Here is a 19,648-nt window from a genome sequence, read left to right as displayed (position 1 = left end):
ACCTCCGCGGCCCGGTGCGGTGGGGGCGCCGGCTGTCGGGCGGGGCGCGACGGGCGCCGTCGACGTCCGCATCAGCCGCGCCTCCTGACGGTCCGTCGGGCGATGTGCCGGGCGTCGAGCCCGGACAGCCCGCGCACGGCGACGTACGCCTTCTCGTGGCCGGGCAGCGAGACCCGGCCGCGCAGGACGGCCTCCGGCTCGCGCTCGATGCGGTCGAGCAGACGGCGGTAGATGCCCGCCATGGCGGCGACGCAGGCGCCGCTGCGGCGGTCCAGCAGGGGCAGCAGTTGGTAGCCCTCGGCGAAGAGGGCGCGGGCGCGGCGCACCTCGAAGTGGATCAGGCCGGTGAAGTCGCCGCCCGCGGGGGGCCGTGGTCCGTCGAAGCCCTCGGAGCAACCGAACTTGGCGAGGTCATCGGCCGGCAGGTACACCCGGCCGTTCCTGGCGTCCTCACGAACGTCCCGCAGGATGTTGGTGAGTTGCAGGGCGAGGCCGAGGGTGTTGGCGTACTCGGGGGCCCGTTCCACGCCGCGCGCACCGGGCTCGGTGCCGAACACCCCGAGGGAGAGCCGCCCGATGCCTCCCGCCACGCAGCGGCAGTAGACCTTGAGGTCGTCCCAGGACTGGTAGGTCTCGCCGTGGACGTCCAGGAGGACGCCGTCGATGAGTTCGTCCAGCGCCTCCAGGGGGATCGGGAAGGCGCTCGCGGTGTGGCTGAGGGCGACCGCGACGGGGTCGGTGTCGTCCTCGTCGACCGCGCCGTCCCGGATCCGGGACAGCAGGGCGCGCGTCTCCTCCAGGCGGAGTTGCTTGACCTCCGCGGCGAGCCGGCCGTCGCCGATGTCGTCCACGCGCCGCGAGAACGCGTACAGCGCGGACATGGCGCGGCGCCTGGCGGTCGGCAGCAGCCGGATGCCGTAGGCGAAGTTGCGGGCCTGCTGCCCGGTGACGGTCTCGCAGTAGCTGTATGCGGCGAGTACCGGCGCGGACACGCGCGGCTCTTGCTCCACGGCCTGGTTCACCCCTCTCCTCGCAGTGTGACGCCCACCTCGCGCAGGAGTTGGACCTTGGTGGGCTTGGGGGGCCCGGGAAGCACGTCGTAGGAGGCGCCCTTGAGGGCGTGGACGGCCGCTCTGCCGCCCCCCACGAAACCGGCGAGGAGGAGCCTCAGCCGGCCGCGGACGCTGCCCACCAGGGCGGTCCCCTCGGCCAGCAGGGCGTCGGCGCGTTCCGCTTCGTAGGCGACGAGGGCGCGGACCGAGGCTCCGGCGGAGCGGGCGGCGAGGTCGTCCTCCCGGACGTGGAAGCGCGCCAGGTCTTCGGCGGGCAGGTAGATCCGGTCGCGGGCGAGGTCCTCGGCGACGTCCTGGAGGTGCTCGACGATCTGGAGGCCGGTGCACACGGCGTCGGAGCGGCGGACGCGCTCGGGGGTGGAGGTGCCGGTGACGGCGAGGACGAGCCTGCCGACCGGGTTGGCGGAGAGTTCGCAGTAGGCGAGCAGGTCCTCGTGGGTCGCGTAGCGGCTGACGACTTGGTCCTGCCGGTTGGCGGCGATCAGCCCGAGGAAGGGTTCGGGGTCGAGACGGTGGCGGCGGACCGTGGGCACGAGGCGCTGGAGCAGCGGGTGGCGGGGGCCGTCCGAGGCGGGGGCGAAGACCCGGCGCAGATCGTCCTCGAAGGCGTCGAGGAAGACGAGTCGGTCCGCGGCGTCGGCGGGGGCGAGGCCGAGGTGGCGGGCGTCCGCGCCGCCGGGGGCGAGGTCTCCGTCGCCGATGTCGTCCACCAGGCGCGCGTACCCGTACAGCGCCATGAGGTCGGTCCGCCAGGCGCGTGGCAGGAAGAAGGGGGCGACGGGGAAGTTCTCGTGCGCGGCCTTGTCCAGGGTGTGCAGTTCCGTGGCGTCGGAGACGGGACGGGGGCGGCGCTCCGCGGGCGCCGCGGCGCCGGCGCGGGCCGCGGGGGGCCCGGGGCGGGACGTGCTGTGCATGGGCGTCCTCTCGGCTTCCTTCACCGCGCGCCGCCCGGTGAGGAGACTGCGGAAGTGTCGCGGAGCCGGAGACTCTCCGTAGCCATTGCCGTCACATCTCCGTTCTACACTACCGACCTAAAACATCCTCTTTCGGACACACCGCCCACATGATTCGCAGCGGGGGTGCCGGGGGGCGTTGATCGCGCTCTCCCCGGTTGCCGTGAGTCAGGACCGGTCCAGCTTACGTTGTACGGCGTGGAAGCGTCGGCCCGGGCTCCCGCACTCCAGAGGAACGAACCGGCCCTCCCCCAGGTTCCGACCGGGGCACACTTCCACGGAACGTCAGGGCCTGCCCGCGACAGGGAAGTTGGACCGGCACATGACGGGACCCCGCCCGGTGGCTCCGGCGGGGTCCGTTCGTGGTGCCAGGGATCCGCCCGGTGGGGGCGGCGGGGTCGCACAACGGGAAGTCGGCTACTTCCCGGTGAACTTCTCGTACTCCTTCAGGACGTCCGCCGTGGGACCGTCCATCCGCAGTTCACCGCGCTCCAGCCACAGCACCCGGTCACAGGTGTCGCGGATGGACTTGTTGTTGTGGCTGACCAGGAACACCGTGCCGGCCTCCTTGCGCAGTTCCCGGATGCGGGCCTCGGACCGCTTCTGGAAGCTGCGGTCACCGGTGGCCAGCGCCTCGTCGATCATCAGGACGTCGTGGTCCTTGGCCGCCGCGATGGAGAACCGCAGGCGGGCCGCCATTCCCGACGAGTAGGTACGCATCGGGAGGGTGATGAAGTCGCCCTTCTCGTTGATGCCCGAGAAGTCCACGATCTGCTCGTAGCGCGACCTGATCTGCTCACGGGACATGCCCATGGCGAGACCGCCCAATATGACGTTCCGCTCACCGGTCAGGTCGTTCATCAGGGCCGCGTTCACCCCGAGCAGCGAGGGCTGGCCGTCGGTGTAGACCTTGCCGCGCTCGGCGGGCAGCAGCCCGGCGATCGCCCGCAGCAGGGTCGACTTGCCGGAGCCGTTGGAGCCGATCAGGCCGATCGCCTCGCCGCGGTAGGCGATGAAGGACACCCCGCGCACCGCGTGCACCTTGCGCACGCCGCGCTCCTCGCCGCGCCGGATGATGCGGCTGAGCGCCGAGGTGGCGCTGCCCTTGCCGGTCTTCGCACCGTTGACCCGGTAGACGATGTGCAACTCGTCCGCGATCACGGTGGGGCGCAGGGCGCCCCCGCTCTGCTCAGCCACGGCCGTACCGCTCCTCGGACTTCCAGAAGTACACGAATCCACCGACGGCCACCAGGACCGCCCAGCCCAGCGCGAGGGCCCACACGTGCGACGGCAGGTTCTCCGAGCCGTAGCCGTCGATGACCGCGAACCGCATCAGGTCCATGTAGACAGCGGCCGGGTTCCACTGGAGGACGTCAGCGATCCACGAGGGCCTGTCCTTCAGCATGATCGGGATGGAGAACATCACGCCCGAGGCGTACATCCACGTCCGCATCACGAACGGCATCAGCTGCGCCAGGTCCGGGGTCTTGCTGCCGAGCCGGGCCATGATCAGGGCCAGTCCGGTGTTGAAGAAGAACTGGAGCACCAGGGCCGGCACGATCAGCAGCCACGACAGGGTGGGGTAACTGCCGCACGCCACGGCGACGGCGAACACCACGAGCATCGAGAACAGCAGCTGCTGGAGCTGCTGGAGCGCGAAGGAGATCGGCAGCGAGGCGCGCGGGAAGTGCAGCGCCCGGACCAGGCCCAGGTTGCCGGAGATGGCCCTGACCCCGGCCATCACGGAGCTCTGGGTGAAGGTGAAGACGAACACCCCGGTGACCAGGAAGGGGATGTACACCTCCGTCTCCATACCCCGGCTCGCGTCCAGGATGACCCCGAAGATCAGGAAGTAGACCAGCGCGTTCAGCAGCGGCGTGACCACCTGCCAGAGCTGGCCCAGTTTGGCCTGGCTGTACTGCGCGGTGAGTTTGGCCTGCGAGAACGCCAGGATGAAGTGGCGCCGCCCCCAGAGCTCGCGGACGTACGCCGCGAGTCCGGGGCGGGCACCGCTCACGGACAGTCCGTGCTTGGCGGCCAGTGCCGCCGGGGAGAGCCCGTCATCGGGCGACGGGGGCGCACTCACCGCGACACCGCCGTCATGCGTTGTCTCACTCACAAGTGGAAACTTTCGTCTTCAAGAGATGAGCTGCCTGGCCGGACACGGGCGAGTGCCGGCTGCCCTCCGGGGGTGAGAGCACGGCCGGAATGTTCTCAGACCCGAGCTTGTCAGATCACCGGGGGACGACCCAGCCGGGTCAGTCGCCACACGGTACGCCACTTCATCGGACGTCGGGGACCGCACGGTCCGCCCCAGCCCTCCCGGAACCCGCCGAACCACGCCTTGAGGGCGGGCCCGGAGGGACGGCGGGCGAGGGTGAGCGACAGCCACACCCCGAGGTACAGGGGAACCAGGGGCGCGGGCAGGTTGCGGCGGGCCAACCAGACCCGGTTGCGGGCCACCATCCGGTGGTAGACCGCATGCCGCGACGGTGCGGTCGTGGGGTGGTGCAGGACCATGTCGGAGCGGTAGTCGATCAACCAGCCGCCGTCGAGGGCCCGCCAGGCGAGGTCGGTCTCCTCGTGGGCGTAGAAGAACTCCCCCGGCAGCGGGCCGACCTCCGCGAAGACCCGGGTGCGCACCGCGCTCGCGCCACCGAGGAACGTGGTCACGCGGGAGGAGCGCATCGGGTCCGCGGCCCGCAGGCGCGGGACGTGACGGCGCTGGGTGACACCCGTGTCGGGGTCCGCGATCCGGAAGCTCACGATCCCGAGCCGGGGGTCCTCGGCGAACGCCCGGCGACACAGTTCCGCGGTGTCGGAGCGGGGCAGCAGCCCGTCGTCGTCGAGGAACAGCAGGACGTCCACCTCGCCGCCGGACGGGCCGAACGCCTCGATGCCGATGTTGCGTCCGCCGGGGATGCCCAGGTTCTCGGGCAGTTCCACCGTGCGCACCCCGTCGGGCACCTCCGGCACCGGCGCACCGTTGCCGACGACGACCACCTCGATCGGATCGCCGTCCTGCTCGGCCACCGACCTCAGGAGGGCGCGCAGTTCGTCGGGGCGGTTGCCCATGGTGATGACGACCGCGCCGACCTTGAGGGGGGTGCTCACCTGCGGCCTCACTTCAGCCGGCTGGAGGCCAGGATGGACACCAGGTGCAACAGGGTCTGGAGCAGGGCGATGCCCGCGAGCACGGCGATGCCGAGCCGGGTCCAGAACAGGTCCCCGCCGATCGTGTCGAGGATCGCCACGACCAGGATGAACAGGCTGGCCTCGACCCCGCCCACCAGCCGGTGGAACTTCAGGGCGGCGGCGGCCCGGCGGGCCAGCGCGAGCCCCGAGGAGCGGGGCGTGGCCGCCTCGTCCTTGACGGCCGGCAGGCCGCTGCGGGACCGCGCCACGTCGACCAGGTCCGTCTCGGCCTTGATCAGGATCGCACCGAGCGCGGCCAGGGTGCCCAGGAAGGCCCACAGCCACTCAGGACCGCCGTCGCCGAACGCGTCGGCGCCACGGATGCCGAAGCCGACGAGGAGCGCGGCCTCGGAGAGGTAGTGGCCGATGCGGTCCAGGTAGACGCCCGTGATGGAGGTCTGGCCCCGCCAGCGGGCCACCTCTCCGTCGACGCAGTCCAACAGCAGGTAGAGCTGGATGAGGACCGCCCCGAGGAGCGCCCCGGTCAGCCCGGGCACCAACAGTGCCGCGCCCGCCAGGACGCCCGCCACGATCATCAGGTACGTGAGCTGGTTGGGCGTGATCCTGGTGTTCACCAGGTAGGGGTCGCAGCGCAGCGAGATCTCCCGCATGTACAGGCGTCCCGCCCAGTGCTCACCGCTGCGCCGGTCCTTGACCCCTTCGGGGTGCACGACCGGGCGGAGTTCAGCTACCGATGGCCTTGGCATAGTCGGCGTATGCGTCCTTGATCTGGTCGGTGTTCAGGTCGAGGTGTTCGAGGATGGTGTAGCGACCCGGTCGGGTCTGCGGGGCGAACGCCACGGCCTGGACGAACTCGTCCACGCTGAAGCCGATGTCCGCCGGCACCACGGGCAGCCCGTGGCGGCGCAGCACCTCGGCCATGTGCCCGGACTCCTCGTGCGCGCCGCGCAGGTGCATGGCGAACGCGGCGCCCAGGCCGACCTGCTCGCCGTGGCTCGCGGCCCGCTTGGGGAAGAGGAGGTCGAAGGCGTGGTTGATCTCGTGGCAGGCGCCGGAGGCGGGACGGGAGTCGCCCGCGACCGACATGGAGATGCCGGTGAGGACCAGCCCTTCGGCGAGCACCTGGAGGAACCCGTCGTCGCCGACCCCGCCGGGGTGGCGCAGCACGGCCTCGCCGGCCTGCCGGGCGATGGCGGCGGCCAGGCCGTCGATGGACTCGCCGGTCTCGCGGTGGGCCAGTTCCCAGTCGGCGACGCAGGAGATGTTGGAGACGGCGTCACCGATGCCGGAGCGGACGAACCGCACGGGGGCCTCACGGACCACGTCGAGGTCGATGACGACCGCGATCGGGTTCGGCACCCCGTACGAGCCGCGGCCCGCGTCGTTGTCCAGGGTCGCGACCGGGGAGCACAGCCCGTCGTGCGCCAGGTTCGTCGCCACCGCGACCAGCGGCAGGCCGACCCGGGCGGCGGCGAACTTGGCACAGTCGATGATCTTGCCGCCGCCGAGGCCGACGACGGCGTCGTAGCGGCCCTTCTTCATGGCGTCGGCGAGCTTGACGGCGTCGTCCAGCGTGCCGCCGTCGACCGGGAACCACTCGGCTCCCGGCAGTGCGGGTTCCAGGCGCTCCCGCAGCCGGGCGCCCGATCCGCCGCTGATGGCGACGGCGAGCTTGCCCGACGTGGAGATGCGCTGGTCCGCGAGGACCCCGACGAGGTCGTCGAGGGCACCCGCGCGGATGTCGACGACGAGCGGCGACGGGATCAGGCGTGTCAGTACTGGCACGCGATCTCACGCCCCTTGGCGAGGTCGTCGTGGTTGTCGATCTCGACCCACTTGACGTCGCCGATGGGGGCGACGTCCACCTTGAAGCCGCGGTTGACGAGCTCCTGGTAGCCGTCCTCGTAGTAGAGGTCGGGGTCCCGCTCGAAGGTGGTCTTCAGGGCGTCGGCCAGCTCTGCGGCGGCCTCGCCCTCGATGAGGGTGACGCCGATGTACTCGCCCGTCGCCTCGGCGGGGTCCATCAGCTTGGTGATCTTCTGGACGCCCTTGGCGGGGTCCACGACGACCTTCATCTCCTCGTCGGCGAGCTGCTTGACCGTGTCGAGGGCGAGGATGATCTTCTTGCCCTCGCCGCGGGCGGCGAGCAGGGTCTTCTCGACCGAGACGGGGTGCACGGTGTCGCCGTTGGCGAGGATCACCGTGTGGGCGATGGAGTCACGACCGCACCACAGGGAGTAGGCGTTGTTCCACTCCTCGGCCTTGTCGTTGTCGATGAGCGTCAGCTTGAGGCCGTACTTCGCCTCCAGGGCCGCCTTGCGCTCGTACACGGCCTCCTTGCGGTACCCGACGATGATCGCGACCTCGGTGAGCCCGATCTCGGCGAAGTTGCCGAGGGTGAGGTCGAGGACGGTGATGCTGTCCTCGGCTCCCTCGGCTCCCTCGGGGCCCACCGGCACGAGGGCCTTGGGGAGGGTGTCGGTGTAGGGGCGCAGACGCCGTCCGGCGCCGGCCGCCAGCACGAGGCCGATCATGCGGGTTCTCCTTCATCGTGTACGGCGGGTGCTCCGGAGGAGACCCAGAAGCGGATGCTCTCGACGAGCACCACGAGTGCCACGGCCACGGCGACGGCCGTGAGCAGGGCGGTGAAACCTGTGTTGCCGAGCAGGGCCGCGGCGAGGGCGACCAGGAGGACCCTGCCCTCCTGCCCCCCGATCGCGCGCACCAGCCAGCTCGGCGGCGCGCCGGTGCCACCGCGAATGCGGTAGACCGTGTCGTAGTGATGGTAGGCGACGGCCGCCACCAGCCCGAAAGCAGCCGGCAACGCTCCGTTCACCCCCGACTGGGCGGCCAGGGCCAGCACCGTCCCGTACTCGGCGGCACGGAAGAACGGTGGCACCAGCCAGTCGAGGGGGCCCTTCAGCGGGCGGGCGACCGCGAGGCCGGAGGCCACCACGTACAGGCAGGCGGCGGCGACGGGCAGCCAGCCGCCGAAGTCGGTGAGGACGGCGCTCGCCACGACGGCCGCGCCGCCGAGCAGCGCCACGGCGGGCGGCGCGAAGGACGGGAGCCGTCGGGCGATCCCCGTGGCCGCCTTGGCGAAGGCCTCGGCGAGGACTGCGGTGTCGGCGAGTTCGTGCAGGGCCCGGGCGGCCCGGTCGCTGCGGACCGCCTTGCGGGTCAGCGAGCGCAGGACGCGCCCGGCCGTGGTGTAGCAGGCGGCGAACGCGCAGCCCACGATCAGTACGACCAGGGTGATCCGGGGGGTGGTGACCGCGGTGAGCACGGCGATCAGGGCCCAGCGCTCCCCGATCGGCAGCACGATCATGCGGCGGACCCAGACCGTCCAGCCCACGCTGTCGAGGCGGTCGGAGAGGGCGGCGGTGGGGCTGGTGTTCGCGGTGGCGTCGTGGTTGGCCTCGGTGAAGGCGAAGTCCACGACGTGGCGGCAGGTCTGGAGGACCATCGCACCGAGCGCGAGGGCCCACACGTCGTCGCCGCCGCGGGCGGCGCCGAGGGCCAGTCCGGCGTAGTACGCGTACTCCTTGGCCCGGTCGAAGGTGGCGTCGAGCCAGGCTCCGAGCGTGGAGTACTTGAGGGAGTAGCGGGCGAGCTGTCCGTCGGCGCAGTCGAGGACGAACGAGAACAGCAGCAGGACGCCGGCGGCGACGAATCCGCCCCGGGTACCGGTGGCGGCACAGCCCGCGGCTATCAGTGCGGTGATCAGGGACGCGGTGGTGACCTGGTTGGGGGTCAGTCCGCGGCGGGCGCACCAGCGCGCCAGGTAGCGCGAGTACGGGCTGATCGCGTAGGTGGTGATGAACCCGTCCCGGGACTTCACCGCGGTCCGCAGGCGGACGGCCTCGTCGTCGACGGCGGCGACGGCCTGTCGGGCCTCGTTGCGGGTCTGCGGGTCGGCGGGGACGACGGCGACGAGGGTGCCGAGTTCGGGCCGGTGCACCGGGGTGCCCGCGGCCTCGACGAGTTCGGCGGCCCGGTCGGGGGCGGTGCGCTCGGAGGTCAGGGCGGTGCCCGGCCCCCCGGTGGCGGCCCCGGCGTCCGCCGGGGGCGTCTCGCCACCGGCACCGGGGGCGCTCTCGCGCACCGCGCGGTCGAGGGCGCCCCGGGCGGCGGGCTGCGCGGTGACGGCGCCGGGGACGGCGGCGACGGGGAAGCGGGGGTCCGTGAGGGCGAGCCGCAGTGCGTGGAGGTGGCCCACGAAGCGACTGTCCACGAGCGCCACCCGCTGCCCGGCGGGGGCGGCGGCGAGCAGCGCGGGGACGTCGGCCGCCTCCTCGGCGACCCGCACGTCGAAGCCGAGGTCCCGCAGATCGCCTTCGAGCGACGATCCCGGGACCGGCCGGCCGGTGAGGATGGCGGTCGACAGAGGAACTCACTCCCTGGGTTCCGGCCCACTGGCGCCGGACGTGTGCATAGGTGAGGGCGCGCCCCGGGACCGGGGTCGGCCGGGCGGCATGTCGGCAGAGGCTATCGGATGCGTACCCATGGGTGTTCACCACCCGTTCACGGCCCGATCAGCACGGTCCACCGCCCCCGCGCCGCCGCGGTCATCATTGTTGATCAGGAGCGGTATCACAAACCGCCGGGGGCGGGGGGCTCCCCGGTGGGCCGCGGCGGACGGTCCGGCGACGGGGTGCGGCGGCGCGGGCGCGCCTGCGTCACCCCCGATGTGCGGGTGCTCGACCGCTGCCGCGCGGCCTGCCGGAGGAAGTGGTGCAGGGGGTTTCGCACGGCTCGCGCACGGCTCGCGCACGCTTCGCGCAGTTATCGACGGACGGTTTCACGGACCGGCAGGAACCCCCGTATTCGATCTTGTCGACGCCCTGACCTGCGGTTCATTTCCGCAGGTCAGGGCACATGACAACGGTGTTCAGTGCCGTGTTGCCAGATACCCCCCACCCGTAGTTGACTGAAACGCGGAAAGGGCACCGACCACCACATCGAAGGATGGTTTTCATGGGGGCAGGGCACGATCACGGGCACACCCACGGCGCACCCCTGACCGGCACGGCCGCAGCCGCATACAGAGGACGGCTGCGGATCGCACTCTCGATCACGTTGACCGTGCTGGTGATGGAGGTCATCGGCGGCGTCGTCACCGGATCGCTGGCGCTCGTCGCGGACGCCGCCCACATGGCCACGGACGCGGTGGGGCTCGGCATGGCCCTGCTCGCGATCCACTTCGCGAACCGTCCACCGAGTGTGAACCGCACCTTCGGGTTCGCCCGGGCGGAGATCCTCGCGGCGCTCGCGAACTGTCTGCTGCTCCTCGGAGTCGGCGGCTACGTGCTCTACGAGGCGGTCCAGCGGTTCATCACGCCGACCGAGACCGAGGGCGGGCTGACGGTCGTCTTCGGCCTGATCGGTCTGGTCGCGAACCTCGTCTCGCTGTCCCTGCTGATGCGCGGCCAGAAGGAGAGCCTCAATGTGCGGGGCGCCTTCCTGGAGGTCCTGTCGGACGCCCTCGGCTCCCTCGCGGTCGTGATCTCCGCACTGGTCATCATGTCCACCGGTTGGCAGGCCGCGGACCCGGTCGCCTCGCTCGTCATCGGCCTGATGATCATTCCGCGGACGGTGAAACTGCTGCGCGAGACCCTGAACGTGCTGCTGGAGTCGGCGCCCAAGGGGGTCGACATGGAGGAGGTCCGGTCGCACATCCTGGGGCTGGAAGGGGTCGAGGAGGTGCACGACCTCCACGCCTGGACGATCACCTCCGGGATGCCCGTGCTCTCGGCGCACGTGGTGGTCAGCGAGGAGGTCCTGAATCGAACGGGGCACGAGAGGATGCTCCACGACCTCCAGCACTGCCTCGGGGACCACTTCGACGTCGCGCACTGCACGTTCCAGTTGGAGCCCAGCGGGCACGCCGCGCACGAGGCGAGGGTGTGTCACTGACCCACCGCCGCACGTGAGGTTCGCCGGAGCCCGGCCCCACCGATCGGACTCCCCGGGCGTGGTGCGCAACCGGGCGTCCGGGGGGAACTGGTGCGCTAGGGGGCCGGCGGGTGTTTCCCCCCACAAGGGGCGGGAACCGAGTCAGGTAGCCGATCGCCCCGGGCCTCCGGACCGTTGCGTGACGTGCCCGGACGACGGGCCCGCGGCACGCGGCGGACGTCTTCGATGCCGGAAGTGTCGGTGATATGCGGCAGACTTGACGTGCGAGGACCGAAGCGAAGGATGGGTATGCCGATCACACCTGCGAACGCGGAGCACACCGCGCCGGGCACCACCGCCGAAGCGATCATGCTGGAGTTGGTCGACGAGGACGGCGCCACCATCGGCACGGCCGAGAAGCTCTCCGCCCACCAGGCCCCCGGGCAGTTGCACCGGGCGTTCTCGGTGTTCCTGTTCGACGAGCAAGGACGACTGCTGATCCAACAGCGCGCACTCGGCAAGTACCACTCCCCCGGCGTCTGGTCGAACACCTGCTGCGGCCACCCGTACCCGGGCGAGGCCCCCTTCGCGGCGGCGGCCCGTCGTACCTTCGAGGAGCTGGGGGTCTCTCCGTCCCTGCTCGCCGAGGCCGGGACCGTCCGCTACAACCACCCGGACCCCGCGTCGGGGCTGGTGGAGCAGGAGTTCAACCACCTGTTCGTCGGGATGGTCCAGCAGCTGCCGCAGCCCGACGACACCGAGGTCGGGGACACCGCCTTCGTGACGTCCGAGGAGTTGCTGGCGCGACACGAGAAGGACCCCTTCTCGGCCTGGTTCATGACCGTGCTGGACGCCGCGCGACCCGCCGTCAGGGAGCTGACGGGCCCGTCCGCGGGCTGGTGAGCCGCAGGGGGTGGTCCGGCCGGGAGCCGGACCACCCCCTGTACCTCAGGTCACCGTCAGTACCGTGCGACGCGGTGGGCGGGGACCGTCAGCGGCCCGAGCGGCAGGGCGGCCCAGATGACCTTGCCGCCGTTCGGCGTCTTCTCCACGTCGCAGACGCCGCCCGCCTCCCGGGTCACCTCCCGGACGAGCAGCAGCCCCCGGCCGCCGGTCTGGCCGTGATCGGCCTCCAGGGCGGTCGGTCGGTAGGGGTGGTTGTCCTCGACGGACACCCGCACCCACTCGGCGCCGACCGCCAGCTCCACGGTGAGCAGCGGGGAGAGCACCGCTGCGTGCTTGACCGCATTGGTCGCCAGTTCCGAGACGATCAGCAGCAGCCCCTGGAGCAGCTCGTCGGAGACCGGCACCCGCTGCCTCAGCAGCAGGTCGCGGACCGCCCGTCGGGCCCGGGGTACCGAGGCGTCCACCGCCGGGGCCTGGAAGCGCCACACGCCCTCGTACGGCAGGGGGCCGGGGACGGTGCCCGGTGACGCTCCGTGGCCGGATACCGGGAGCGGTCCGGAATCCCGCCTGCCAGCACTGTCCATCGTCCGGTCGCCGCCCTCGCGCTCGATTGTCTCCACACGTCGAGTGTTAGGAACGACCGGGCCCACACCGGATACCTGACCAAAAGTCAGCAACTATCGACGCATTGTGACCGATCACGCTTGACCGCGTCGGCGCACATGACCACCCCTGACCCGATTTGCCGCGTTCGGACGCTCTTCAGGTTGTACGCGCCAAGGCGCTTCCCCGGTCGCCGGAACGGGCACCCCGGTGTCGGACTCGCGCGCGGCCGTCCTCGCGCCCCGGCTAGCCCGTGGCCCCGGGCGGCCGGTCGTCGTGCCGTCCGCTCCCGGCCGCGGGTTCCTCCGGCCCTGCCAGGGTGTCCGTCACCAGGCCCACGACCTGGCGTCCGCCGGCCCCGGTGGCGATCAATCCCAGTCCGTCGAAGAGCAGGGCCAGCGAGAAGAAGCAGCCGATGACGTACACGCTGCTGCTCGGCCACTCCGCGAGGACCAGTACCCCCAGGAACACGCCCAGCGCGCCCTGCACCAGCGCCCAACCGAGCTGCGGGCCGCGCGCCACCAGCGCTCCGACCAGCCGGAACAGTCCGCCCGCCAGGAGCAGCAGGGCGGCGAACATGGTGAGGGTCGCCGCGGCCACGTCCGGCCGGCGCAGGATCACGACGCCGGCGGCCAGGTACAGCGCGGCGATCAGCACCGCGGGCCAGAAGTAGCTCTCGTGTCGCGACTGGACGGCGTGCACCAGCCCGATGATCCCGCCGATCAACAACAGCCAGCCGAACAGGAGCATCGTCGTCAGCGTCGCCACGCCGACGTAGACCAGGCCGACCACTCCGGCGATGACGAGCAGGATCCCGAGGACCACCAGTCCCGTGAACCCACGCCGCAGCTTCTTGACCTCGGTACGGGGCGTACTCATCAGCGCCTCCCAGGGCCTGCGCGCCCCCCACTGATGATCGTACGTTCGGCCGGTGCAGATAGCATCCGTTCACATGGAGCCTCAGTTGCCGTACGGAGTGACCGACGGGGTCGCCACCATCGTCATCTGCCAGCCCGCGAAGCGGAACGCCATGACCGACGAGATGTGGCGGTCCCTGCCGCCGATCCTCGACGAACTGGCCGTCGACCCCGCGGTACGGGCACTGGTGCTCACCGGCGCCGGCGGAACGTTCTGCGCGGGCGCGGACATCTCGACGCTGAGTGGGCCGCCCGGGACGGTGGAGGCGGCCCAGGAGCTCTCGGTGCGGGCCGAGGAAGCCCTCGCCGCCTTCCCCAAGCCGACGTTGGCCGTCGTGCGCGGGCACTGCGTGGGCGGCGGCTGCCAGCTCGCCGCCGCCTGCGACCTGCGGTTCGCCGACGAGGACGCCCTGTTCGGAGTCACTCCGGCGAAGCTCGGCATCATCTACCCCGAGTCGTCCACCCGTCGCCTGGTCTCCCTGGTGGGGCCCGCCACGGCGAAGTACCTGCTGTTCTCCGGGGAGCTGATCGACGCGGCGCGGGCCCTGCGCACCGGGTTGGTGGACGAGGTGTGGGCACCGGACGCGCTGGACGCGCGGGTCGCCGAGTTCACGGAGATCCTCACGGCGCGCTCCCAGCTGACCCAGGCCGCGGCCAAGGACTTCTCGGCGGGCCGCTCGGACCGGGCCGAGCACTGGGCCGCGCTGGCCCGCGGCACCGGGGAGACCGCCGAGGGGGTCGCCGCGTTCCTCGAACACCGGCCGCCCCGCTTCCCCTGGCCGCCCCAGCCCGTCGAGTAGGGACGGGGCCGGGCCAGCCGGACGGGGGGGGCGGCCCCCGCTCATGGGCTCGCGTGCGCCGGGACCCCCCTGTGTGCCCCGGCGCACGCTGTTGCGGCTCAGACCTGCTGCCCGGCCCTCGCGCGCCACTCGGCGACCAGGTCGGCCGGGGCCTTCTCCGGGGAGCCCGAGTCGTAGGGCGGCTGCGGGTCGTACTCCAGCACCAGTTGGACCGACCGCGCCGCGCGGTCGCCCGCGATCTTGCCCACCAGGGTGAGCCCCATGTCGATGCCCGCGGACACCCCCGCGGCCGTCACGTACTTCCCGTCGAACACCACGCGCTCGGCGCTCGGTTCGGCGCCGGCGGCCCGCAGTCGCTCCCGCTCCAGCCAGTGCGTGGTGGCGCGCCGGCCGGTGAGCAGACCGGCCGCCCCGAGGATCAGCGAGCCCGTGCACACCGAGGTGGTCCAGGTGGTGCCGCGGTCGACCGACCGCAGCCACTCCAGGAGCACGGCGTCCTCGGTCTGCGGGCCGACCTCCGCTCCGCCCGGGACGACGACGATGTCCGGGGTCGCGACCTCCGCGAAGGTCCGGTCGGCGACCAGCGCCAGGCTGCCCGAATCGTTGCGGACCGGGCCCCGGGCCGCGGAGACCAGGACGGTCTCTGCTCCGGGGAGGTGCTGGAGCGTCTCGTAGGGCCCCACGACGTCGAGGGAGGTGAAGCCCTCGAACAGGACGACGGCGATCTGCATGGCACGGCCTTTCGGTCGATGACGGTAGGTGACGATCGGTCACGGGGGCGGGGTGGTCAAAGAGGTCAGGCGGCGGGACGGAAGCGACGGCGGTAGTCGGTCGGAGGGGCACCGAGGGCGCGGACGAACGCACGGCGCAGCGCCTCCGGGTTGCGGTAGCCGCTGCTGCGGGAGATCTGCTCGATCCCGTCCGTGGTCTCCTCCAACAGCCGTCGGGCGTGCTCGACGCGCACCCGCTCCACGTACCGGCCGGGAGTCATCCCGGTCTCCGCGTGGAACGCACGCGCGAAGTGCCGGGGCGACAGCGCGGCGCGGGAGGCGAGGGCCGCCACCGACAGATCGTCGCCGGGGTGCTCGGTGACCCACCGCTGCACCTCGCGCAGCGGCGAACGGCTCGCGGTCTGGGCGGCGAGCTGAACGCTGAACTGGGCCTGGTTGCCCGGGCGGCGCAGGAACACCACCAGGTACCGGGCGATGGTCAGGGCGACGTCCCGACCGTGGTCCTCCTCCACCAGGGCGAGCGCCAGGTCGATGCCCGAGGTGACGCCGGCCGAGGTCGCCACCTTTCCGTCACGGATGAAGATCGGGTCCGGATCGACCTCGACGGCGGGGTGGTCACGGGCCAGGGAGTCGCTGTGCGCCCAGTGGGTGGTGGCCCGGCGACCGTCGAGGAGTCCGGCCTTCGCCAGCAGGGCGGCACCCGTGCAGACCGACACCAGGCGTTCGGCACAGAGGCCGTAACTCCGCAGCCACTCGATGAGCGGCGGATGCCCGGGCCGGGTGCCGACGCCGCCGGGGACGACCAGGGTGTGCGGTACGGACGCCGTCGCCAGGTCCGAGTCGGGGACGAGGGTCAACCCGCTGGAGGTGCGCACCGGCCGGCCGTCGACGGAGGCCGTGCGAACCCGGTATCCGCGGTTCGGGTCGCCCAGGGCGCGCGCCGCGCCACTGAACACCTCCACCGGTCCGGTGAGGTCGAGGCTCTGCACCCCGTCGAAGAGGAGGACGAGAACGGTTCGCTGCGACATGTGATCGATTGTTCGACGGAGTGGCCGGTGACCGCAATGACGGGTGTCCCTCCTTTCCTGCCACCGTCGGACCCGGGGCCCGGCACCCCTTCCGCTACCTAATGACCGGTCAGTAACGTACGGCCATGGGTTCCCTCCCGGAGCGCGCCGCTCGCCGGTGCCACCACGTCCTCAATCCCCTCCACTCCGCGCACTACTTCGCCCCCGAGGCTTCCGCCGAGATGACGGCCCTCGGCTTCGAGGGCTGGTCGGCCACGTACTTCGCGCTGCGCTCGGCCGCCATGGGGCCGGTCGGACCGGGGCCGGTGACGGCCGCGTTCTACGTGTTCAGCCCCGCTCTGGTCGCCGCGCACCTGCCCGGAGCGTGGCGCACCGCCGCCCCCGGTGCGGTGCTCGCCGCCCGACTGCGCGTCGTGGACGCGTCCTTGCGACGGCTGCTCGGGGCGGATGCGCTGGCGTCGCCGGAGATGGCGGAGGCGGCCGGGCTCGCCCTGCGGGCCGCCGAGGGGTGCGCCCCGCACGGCCGGGCCCTGTACGCGGCCCACGCCCAGCTGGAGGTCCCCGGCGCCGCGCACCTCGCGCTCTGGCACGCCTCGACCCTGCTGCGCGAGCACCGGGGCGACGGGCACGTGGCCGTGCTGCTCGATCTCGGGCTCGACCCGGTGGAGGCGATGGTCAGCCACACCGCGACCGGCAAGGGCATGACACCGAAGTGGGCCACGGGCTCCCGGGGCTGGCGGCGCACCAACTGGGAGGCGGCGGGCGAACGACTGCGCGCCCGGGGCCTGCTCACCGAGGACGGGGAGCTGACCGACGCGGGACGCGCCCTGCGCGCCGAGGTGGAGGAGCGCACCGACCGGCTGGACAGCGCCCCCTACGAACACCTGGGCGAAGCCGGTGTCGCACGGTTGACCGAACTCGCCGGAGGCTTCACGCGCACGGCGCTGGCGGCGGGCGCGTTCCCCGCCGACGCCTTCGGCAAGGGCTGACCCGCCGGGCGGCGGGGACGGCCCGTCCCACGGCGTGCCCGATGCTCGCCCTGCGGGCCCGCCGCCGCCGTAACCTGCCACAATTGCCGCGCAACCCCAGTGGAGAAGGCGGTACGGGAACGTGACGACACCCCTCGTAGGGTCCATCGAAGGCAGGATCGCCGAGGAACTCGGCGTGCGGGAGCGGCAAGTGCGGGCCGCGGTGGAACTGCTCGACGGCGGTTCGACGGTGCCCTTCATCGCCCGCTACCGCAAGGAGGCGACCGAGTCGCTGGACGACGCCCAGCTGCGCACCCTGGAGGAGCGGCTGCGCTATCTGCGCGAGTTGGAGGAGCGGCGGACCACGATCCTCGACTCGGTGCGCGAGCAGGGCAAGCTGACGGAGGTGCTGGAGGCGTCGATCCGGGCCGCCGACACGAAGGCCCGCCTGGAGGACATCTACCTGCCGTTCAAGCCGAAGCGGCGGACCAAGGCGCAGATCGCTCGGGAGGCCGGGCTGGAACCGCTCGCCGACGGCCTGCTGGGCGACCCGTCGGTGGACCCGACGGCCGCCGCCACGGCGTTCGTGGACGCCGACCGGGGCGTGGCCGATCCGCAGGCCGCCCTGGACGGGGCCCGGTCGATCCTCACCGAGCGGTTCTCGGAGGACGCGGACCTCATCGGCGAGCTGCGGGAACGCATGTGGACGCGCGGACGGGTCCAGGCGAAGGTCCGGACGGGCAAGGAGGAGGCGGGCGCGAAGTTCGCCGACTACTTCGACTTCGCGGAACCGTTCACCGAGCTGCCCTCGCACCGGGTCCTCGCGTTGCTGCGCGGGGAGAAGGAAGAGGTCCTCGACCTCGTCCTGGAGCCCGAGGAGCCGCAGGACCCGACGGCGACCCCGGTGCCCACCTCCTACGAGCAGGCGATCGCCTCCCGGTTCGACATCGCCGACCGGGGTCGCCCCGGGGACCGCTGGCTGAAGGACACGGTCCGCTGGGCCTGGCGCACCCGGGTCCTGGTGCACCTCGGGATCGACCTGCGGCTGCGGCTGCGGACGGCCGCCGAGGACGAGGCGGTCCGGGTGTTCGCGGCGAACCTGCGGGACCTGCTGCTGGCCGCCCCGGCCGGCACCCGTGCGACCCTCGGGCTCGACCCCGGTTTCCGTACCGGGGTGAAGGTCGCCGTGGTCGACACCACCGGCAAGGTCGTCGCGACGGAGGTGATCCATCCGCACGTGCCGCAGAACAAGTGGGACGCGTCGCTGGCCGTGTTGGCGAAGCTGGCCCGGGAGCACGCGGTGGAGCTGATCGCCGTCGGCAACGGCACCGCGTCCCGGGAGACCGACAAGCTGGCGGGTGACCTGATCACCCGGCACCCCGAGCTGAAGCTCACCAAGGTGATGGTCTCCGAGGCCGGCGCCTCGGTGTACTCGGCCTCGGCGTTCGCCTCGCAGGAACTCCCGGACATGGACGTGTCGCTGCGCGGCGCGGTGTCCATCGCCCGCCGGCTCCAGGACCCGCTGGCCGAACTGGTGAAGATCGACCCGAAGTCCATCGGGGTCGGCCAGTACCAGCACGACCTGTCCGAGGTGAAGCTGTCCCGCTCGCTGGACGCGGTCGTCGAGGACTGCGTGAACGGCGTCGGGGTGGACGTGAACACGGCGTCGGCGCCGCTGCTGGCCCGGGTGTCGGGGATCAGCTCCGGGCTCGCCGAGAACATCGTCTCGCACCGCGACGCCCACGGTCCGTTCCCCGCGCGGACGGCGCTCAAGGACGTCGCCCGGCTCGGGCCGAAGGCGTACGAGCAGTGCGCGGGCTTCCTGCGCATCCAGGGCGGGAGCGACCCCTTGGACGCCTCCAGCGTGCACCCCGAGGCGTATCCGGTGGTGCGGCGGATGGTGGAGCGTTCCGGCGGCCCGGTGACGGCCCTGATCGGGGACCGCGCCGCGCTGCGCTCGCTGAAGGCCACGGACTTCGTGGACGACACGTTCGGGTTGCCGACGGTCTCCGACATCCTGCGGGAGTTGGAGAAGCCGGGGCGCGACCCCCGGCCCGCGTTCCGGACGGCGACGTTCAAGGAGGGCGTCGAGAAGCTCGGCGACCTGGTCGCCGGGATGGTCCTCGAAGGGGTCGTGACCAATGTCGCGGCGTTCGGCGCGTTCGTGGACGTCGGGGTGCACCAGGACGGTCTGGTCCATGTGTCGGCCATGTCGAAGACGTTCGTCAAGGACCCCAGGGACGTCGTGAAGCCGGGGGACATCGTCAAGGTGAAGGTCCTGGACGTCGACGTGCCGCGCAAGCGGGTCTCCTTGACGCTGCGGCTGGACGACGAGGCCGCGGCGTCCCAGGGCGGGGGCCAGGGCGGTTCCGGTCGGGACGCGGGTCGCGGACGCGGCGGCTCGGGCGGCAGTGGCGGCGGCGCGGGCGGCGGCGCTCGGAAGGCGCCGCAGCCCCGGCAGGGACGGGGTGCTTCCCCGCAGGGCCGGGGCGGGTCCCGGCAGGCGCCACCGCCCGCGAACAGCGCGATGGCGGACGCCCTGCGGCGCGCCGGTCTGCGCTAGCCGGTCCGCGCGCCGGGGCGCACTGAGCGCCGGGGGCGGAGCGGCAGGGCCGCTC

Annotated in this window: 18 protein-coding genes; 5 read left to right on the top strand and 13 right to left on the bottom strand. The window is 72.2% G+C overall.

Features of this window, described 5'->3' with window-relative positions; translation table 11 throughout:
• Nucleotides 1–71: 71 nt before the first annotated feature.
• The 9 genes from hpnD to ACFV88_RS34600 all read right to left on the bottom strand — a co-directional run bounded on the left by hpnD (nucleotide 72) and on the right by ACFV88_RS34600 (nucleotide 9,569).
• Nucleotides 72–1,022: a presqualene diphosphate synthase HpnD gene (gene hpnD, locus ACFV88_RS34640; RefSeq protein ID WP_385496152.1), complete on the bottom strand. Its 951-nt coding sequence runs from the start codon at nucleotides 1,020–1,022 to the stop codon at nucleotides 72–74.
• On the bottom strand, nucleotides 1,019–1,987 hold the full coding sequence (gene hpnC, locus ACFV88_RS34635) for a squalene synthase HpnC (protein WP_385496151.1): 969 nt from the start codon (nucleotides 1,985–1,987) through the stop codon (nucleotides 1,019–1,021). Before hpnC ends, hpnD begins: the two co-directional genes overlap by 4 nt.
• Nucleotides 1,988–2,443: 456 nt before the next feature.
• On the bottom strand, nucleotides 2,444–3,223 hold the full coding sequence (locus tag ACFV88_RS34630; protein WP_385496150.1) for an ABC transporter ATP-binding protein: 780 nt from the start codon (nucleotides 3,221–3,223) through the stop codon (nucleotides 2,444–2,446).
• A complete protein-coding gene (locus ACFV88_RS34625) occupies nucleotides 3,216–4,145 on the bottom strand; it encodes an ABC transporter permease (RefSeq protein WP_385496148.1) in 930 nt (309 codons plus the stop codon). Before ACFV88_RS34625 ends, ACFV88_RS34630 begins: the two co-directional genes overlap by 8 nt.
• Nucleotides 4,146–4,255: 110 nt before the next feature.
• Nucleotides 4,256–5,140 (bottom strand): glycosyltransferase family 2 protein, encoded by an 885-nt coding sequence (locus ACFV88_RS34620; protein WP_385496147.1) that lies wholly within the window; start codon nucleotides 5,138–5,140, stop codon nucleotides 4,256–4,258.
• An 8-nt stretch (nucleotides 5,141–5,148) separates the two neighbouring features.
• The gene (locus tag ACFV88_RS34615; RefSeq protein WP_385496145.1) at nucleotides 5,149–5,928 is read right to left on the bottom strand and encodes a CDP-alcohol phosphatidyltransferase family protein; all 780 of its coding nucleotides are present in this window, start codon (nucleotides 5,926–5,928) and stop codon (nucleotides 5,149–5,151) included.
• Nucleotides 5,906–6,967 carry an iron-containing alcohol dehydrogenase family protein gene (locus tag ACFV88_RS34610; protein ID WP_385496144.1) on the bottom strand — a complete coding sequence of 354 codons (1,062 nt, stop codon included), beginning with the start codon at nucleotides 6,965–6,967 and terminating at the stop codon, nucleotides 5,906–5,908. The genes ACFV88_RS34615 and ACFV88_RS34610 overlap by 23 nt, the downstream gene beginning before the upstream one ends.
• Nucleotides 6,955–7,716, bottom strand: a complete 762-nt coding sequence (locus ACFV88_RS34605; RefSeq protein ID WP_385496143.1) for a sugar phosphate nucleotidyltransferase — start codon at nucleotides 7,714–7,716, stop codon at nucleotides 6,955–6,957. The genes ACFV88_RS34610 and ACFV88_RS34605 overlap by 13 nt, the downstream gene beginning before the upstream one ends.
• Entirely contained in the window at nucleotides 7,713–9,569 is a 1,857-nt protein-coding gene (locus ACFV88_RS34600) for a DUF5941 domain-containing protein (protein ID WP_385496173.1), read from the bottom strand. Before ACFV88_RS34600 ends, ACFV88_RS34605 begins: the two co-directional genes overlap by 4 nt.
• A gap of 590 nt (nucleotides 9,570–10,159) precedes the next feature.
• Here ACFV88_RS34600 and ACFV88_RS34595 point away from each other — a divergent pair.
• Nucleotides 10,160–11,098 carry a cation diffusion facilitator family transporter gene (locus tag ACFV88_RS34595; protein ID WP_385496142.1) on the top strand — a complete coding sequence of 313 codons (939 nt, stop codon included), beginning with the start codon at nucleotides 10,160–10,162 and terminating at the stop codon, nucleotides 11,096–11,098.
• Nucleotides 11,099–11,386: 288 nt separating this feature from the next.
• Complete coding sequence (gene idi, locus ACFV88_RS34590; RefSeq protein WP_385496141.1) at nucleotides 11,387–11,980, top strand: isopentenyl-diphosphate Delta-isomerase; 594 nt, start codon at nucleotides 11,387–11,389, stop codon at nucleotides 11,978–11,980.
• Nucleotides 11,981–12,036: 56 nt separating this feature from the next.
• Here the strand turns inward: idi and ACFV88_RS34585 are convergent, their stop codons facing one another.
• Both ACFV88_RS34585 and ACFV88_RS34580 read right to left on the bottom strand, forming a co-directional pair.
• Nucleotides 12,037–12,567, bottom strand: a complete 531-nt coding sequence (locus ACFV88_RS34585) for an ATP-binding protein (protein WP_385496172.1) — start codon at nucleotides 12,565–12,567, stop codon at nucleotides 12,037–12,039.
• Nucleotides 12,568–12,832: 265 nt separating this feature from the next.
• Nucleotides 12,833–13,465 carry an HdeD family acid-resistance protein gene (locus ACFV88_RS34580; RefSeq protein ID WP_385496140.1) on the bottom strand — a complete coding sequence of 211 codons (633 nt, stop codon included), beginning with the start codon at nucleotides 13,463–13,465 and terminating at the stop codon, nucleotides 12,833–12,835.
• Between the two features lie 73 nt (nucleotides 13,466–13,538).
• Between ACFV88_RS34580 and ACFV88_RS34575 the strand changes: the two genes are divergently transcribed.
• Complete coding sequence (locus ACFV88_RS34575) at nucleotides 13,539–14,303, top strand: enoyl-CoA hydratase/isomerase family protein (RefSeq protein WP_385496139.1); 765 nt, start codon at nucleotides 13,539–13,541, stop codon at nucleotides 14,301–14,303.
• Nucleotides 14,304–14,401: 98 nt separating this feature from the next.
• Here ACFV88_RS34575 and ACFV88_RS34570 read toward each other — a convergent pair whose 3' ends face one another.
• Both ACFV88_RS34570 and ACFV88_RS34565 read right to left on the bottom strand, forming a co-directional pair.
• Nucleotides 14,402–15,034, bottom strand: a complete 633-nt coding sequence (locus tag ACFV88_RS34570; protein ID WP_385496138.1) for a DJ-1/PfpI family protein — start codon at nucleotides 15,032–15,034, stop codon at nucleotides 14,402–14,404.
• A 65-nt stretch (nucleotides 15,035–15,099) separates the two neighbouring features.
• Entirely contained in the window at nucleotides 15,100–16,062 is a 963-nt protein-coding gene (locus ACFV88_RS34565) for a GlxA family transcriptional regulator (RefSeq protein ID WP_385496137.1), read from the bottom strand.
• Between the two features lie 125 nt (nucleotides 16,063–16,187).
• Between ACFV88_RS34565 and ACFV88_RS34560 the strand changes: the two genes are divergently transcribed.
• Nucleotides 16,188–17,051 carry a hypothetical protein gene (locus tag ACFV88_RS34560; protein ID WP_385496136.1) on the top strand — a complete coding sequence of 288 codons (864 nt, stop codon included), beginning with the start codon at nucleotides 16,188–16,190 and terminating at the stop codon, nucleotides 17,049–17,051.
• 121 nt (nucleotides 17,052–17,172) lie between these two features.
• Nucleotides 17,173–19,593: a Tex family protein gene (locus ACFV88_RS34555; RefSeq protein ID WP_385496135.1), complete on the top strand. Its 2,421-nt coding sequence runs from the start codon at nucleotides 17,173–17,175 to the stop codon at nucleotides 19,591–19,593.
• Nucleotides 19,594–19,648 lie beyond the last annotated feature (55 nt).

This window comes from Streptomyces sp. NPDC059816, from assembly GCF_042732055.1.
Taxonomy (GTDB): Bacteria; Actinomycetota; Actinomycetes; order Streptomycetales; family Streptomycetaceae; genus Streptomyces.
Note: the sequence above shows the minus strand (reverse complement) of the source record. Positions and strands in the feature narration are given on the sequence as shown.

Excerpts from the sequence above, each read along its gene's own strand:
- ACFV88_RS34615 (WP_385496145.1), bottom strand. The coding sequence starts at position 5,928 with ATGCCAAGGCCATCGGTAGCTGAACTCCGCCCGGTCGTGCACCCCGAA.
- ACFV88_RS34560 (WP_385496136.1), top strand. The coding sequence starts at position 16,188 with ATGGGTTCCCTCCCGGAGCGCGCCGCTCGCCGGTGCCACCACGTCCTC.
- ACFV88_RS34585 (WP_385496172.1), bottom strand. The coding sequence starts at position 12,567 with ATGGACAGTGCTGGCAGGCGGGATTCCGGACCGCTCCCGGTATCCGGC.
- hpnC (WP_385496151.1), bottom strand. The coding sequence starts at position 1,987 with ATGCACAGCACGTCCCGCCCCGGGCCCCCCGCGGCCCGCGCCGGCGCC.
- ACFV88_RS34565 (WP_385496137.1), bottom strand. The coding sequence starts at position 16,062 with ATGTCGCAGCGAACCGTTCTCGTCCTCCTCTTCGACGGGGTGCAGAGC.
- ACFV88_RS34570 (WP_385496138.1), bottom strand. The coding sequence starts at position 15,034 with ATGCAGATCGCCGTCGTCCTGTTCGAGGGCTTCACCTCCCTCGACGTC.
- ACFV88_RS34580 (WP_385496140.1), bottom strand. The coding sequence starts at position 13,465 with ATGAGTACGCCCCGTACCGAGGTCAAGAAGCTGCGGCGTGGGTTCACG.
- ACFV88_RS34575 (WP_385496139.1), top strand. The coding sequence starts at position 13,539 with ATGGAGCCTCAGTTGCCGTACGGAGTGACCGACGGGGTCGCCACCATC.
- ACFV88_RS34595 (WP_385496142.1), top strand. The coding sequence starts at position 10,160 with ATGGGGGCAGGGCACGATCACGGGCACACCCACGGCGCACCCCTGACC.
- ACFV88_RS34605 (WP_385496143.1), bottom strand. The coding sequence starts at position 7,716 with ATGATCGGCCTCGTGCTGGCGGCCGGCGCCGGACGGCGTCTGCGCCCC.
- idi (WP_385496141.1), top strand. The coding sequence starts at position 11,387 with ATGCCGATCACACCTGCGAACGCGGAGCACACCGCGCCGGGCACCACC.